At 69.6% G+C, this 2,778-nt stretch carries 2 protein-coding genes; both read left to right on the top strand.

Annotated features, from left to right (window positions below):
• Positions 1–1,458 (top strand): beta-ketoacyl reductase (locus ACFQ87_RS45485; RefSeq protein ID WP_380616924.1); only part of this gene is annotated, 1,458 nt, incomplete at its 5' end.
• 25 nt (positions 1,459–1,483) lie between these two features.
• A partial coding sequence (locus ACFQ87_RS45490; protein WP_380616925.1) for a type I polyketide synthase occupies positions 1,484–2,778 on the top strand: 1,295 nt, incomplete at its 3' end.

The raw sequence follows: 2,778 nt of genomic DNA on the forward strand, positions 1-2,778 counted from the left end.
GTCCTGCCCTTCGCGGTGGCCGGTACCGAGCCGCAGGTCGCCCTGCGCCGCGGTACGGCGTTCGCGCCGCGCCTGTCGCGCGTTGCGGGTGTGGCCTCCGGTGACGAGACGGCGGACAGCCTCGAGTTCGCCGCCGGCGGCACGGTGCTGGTCACCGGTGCGACCGGCACTCTGGGCGCCCTGGTGGCTCGTCACTTGGTGGCCCGGCACGGCGTTCGTCACCTGTTGCTGGCCAGCCGCAGTGGCGAGGCTGCCCCGGGCGCGGCCGAGCTGGTCGCGGAGCTGACCGAGGCCGGGGCCCAGGTCACGCTGGCGGCCTGCGACGTCGCCGACCGCGAGGCTGTTGCGGCTCTGCTCGCTGGGGTTCCGGCCGATGCCCCCCTTACCGGGGTGGTGCACACGGCGGGTGTGCTGGACGACGGTGTGATCGAGTCGCTCACCCCTGAGCGTTTCGACACCGTCCTGCGGCCCAAGGTCGACGCCGCCTGGCACCTGCACGAGCTGACCCGGGACCTGGACTTGTCCGCCTTCGTGCTGTTCTCCTCGGTTGCGGCCCTCTTCGGTGGGCCGGGGCAGGGCAACTACGCGACGGCCAACGCGTTCCTGGACGGGCTCGCCCAGCACCGCAAGGCGCTGGGTCTGCCGGCGGTCTCCCTTGCCTGGGGCCTGTGGGCGGAGGCGTCGGGCATGACCGGTGCGCTCGGCGACGGGAACCTCCAGCGGATGGCGCGCAGCGGACTTCGTGGTCTCTCGTCGCGTGAGGGTCTCGAGCTGTTCGACGCCGCGTGCGCGACGGACGAGGCGGTGCTGGTGCCGGCGCGGCTGGACCTGGCGGCCTTCCGTGCCCAGGCGGCGGCCTCCGGTGAGGTGGCTGCCCTGCTCAGGGGCCTGGTCCGGGCTCCCGCCCGTAAGGCGTCGTCGGCGGCCGCGGGGCCGGACGCCGTGGCGGCGCTCAAGGGCCGGTTGGCCGGGCTCTCGGAGGCCGAGCGCCAGCGCGTGCTGCTGGATCTGGTCTGCGGCGAGGCGGCCGCTGTGCTGGGGCATGCCTCGGCGGACGCGGTCGGTGCTGAACTGGGCTTCCTGGACGCCGGGTTCGACTCCCTCACCGCCGTGGAGCTGCGCAACCGGCTGAACGGGGCGACCGGGCTGCGACTGCCGGCCACGCTCCTCTTCGACTACCCCACCCCCGCAGCTCTTACGCAGCATCTGCAAGTTGAGCTCTGTTCCGGTGAGGGTCAGACACTGTATGTTGATCAAAGTGAGGCTGAGATCAGGAATGCCCTGGCGAGTATCCCTTTGATCCGGTTCCAAGAAGCGGGCCTGCTGGACGCCCTGTTGGAACTTGCCAATCCTCATTCTGGCGAGTCCGGCTCCGAGTTGAAGAGCCAGGCCGAGTCGATTGACGCAATGGACATCGAGAGCCTCGTCAAAATGGCGCTTGATGGCGGCGATTCCTGATGCGATCCGGAGAGCGGAGCTCATGATGGCTACATCCACGGAACAGATCGTTGAAGCTCTTCGGGCATCACTGAAGGAGACCGATCGCCTCCGGCAGCAGAACCGTCAACTCACCGATATGGCAAGGGAACCCATTGCCATCGTGGGGATGGCCTGCCGCTATCCGGGGGGCGTGAACGCCCCGGATGCGCTGTGGGAGCTGGTGGCCGAGGGTCGCGACGGAATCTCGGAGTTCCCGGTGGACCGCGGTTGGGACACGGATCTCTACGATCCCGACCCGGACCGCCACGGGAAGTCGTATTCGCGTCAGGGTGGATTCCTGCACGACGCGGCCGAGTTCGATGCGGGGCTCTTCGGGATTTCGCCGCGTGAGGCGCTGGCCATCGACCCGCAGCAGCGCCTGCTGCTGGAGGCGTCCTGGGAGGCGTTCGAGCGGGCTGGAATTGATCCTGCGTCACTTCGTGGAAGTCGCACCGGCGTTTTCGCCGGTGTGATGTACAACGACTACGCGGCACGGATGGGAAAGGCCCCCGAAGGATTCGAGGGCCTTCTCGGAAACGGCAGCGCGGGCAGCATCGCCTCCGGGCGGGTCGCCTACACCTTCGGTCTGGAGGGGCCGGCGGTGACGGTGGACACGGCGTGTTCGTCGTCGCTGGTCGGCCTGCACCTGGCGGCTCAGGCGCTGCGGCAGGGCGAGTGCTCGCTGGCCTTGGTCGGTGGCGTCACCGTGATGTCCAGCCCTGGGGCATTCATCGAGTTCTCCCGGCAGCGAGGCCTGGCTGTCGATGGCCGGTGCAAGTCGTTCGCGGCTTCTGCTGATGGCACCGGCTGGGGCGAGGGCGTCGGCATGCTGCTGGTCGAGCGGCTCTCGGACGCGCGGCGCAACGGCCACCCGGTGCTCGCCGTGGTGCGCGGCTCGGCCGTGAACCAGGACGGTGCGAGCAGCGGTCTGACGGCGCCGAACGGTCCGTCGCAGCAGCGGGTGATCCGGGCCGCGCTGGCCAACGCGCATCTGACGAGCGATCAGATCGATGCGGTGGAGGCGCATGGTACGGGTACGAAGCTGGGTGACCCGATCGAGGCGCAGGCGCTGCTGGCCACGTATGGGCAGGAGCGTCCGGCCGAGCGTCCGCTGTGGCTCGGCTCGTTGAAGTCGAACATCGGTCACACGCAGGCTGCTGCGGGTGTGGGTGGCGTCATCAAGATGGTGATGGCGATGCGGCACGGTGTGCTGCCGCGGACGCTGCATGTGGACGAGCCGACGCCGCAGGTGGACTGGGCGGCCGGTGCGGTGGAGCTGCTGACCGAGGCTCGCGAGTG

It is taken from the genome of Kitasatospora sp. NPDC056531 (genome assembly GCF_042794375.1).
Taxonomy (GTDB): Bacteria; Actinomycetota; Actinomycetes; order Streptomycetales; family Streptomycetaceae; genus Kitasatospora.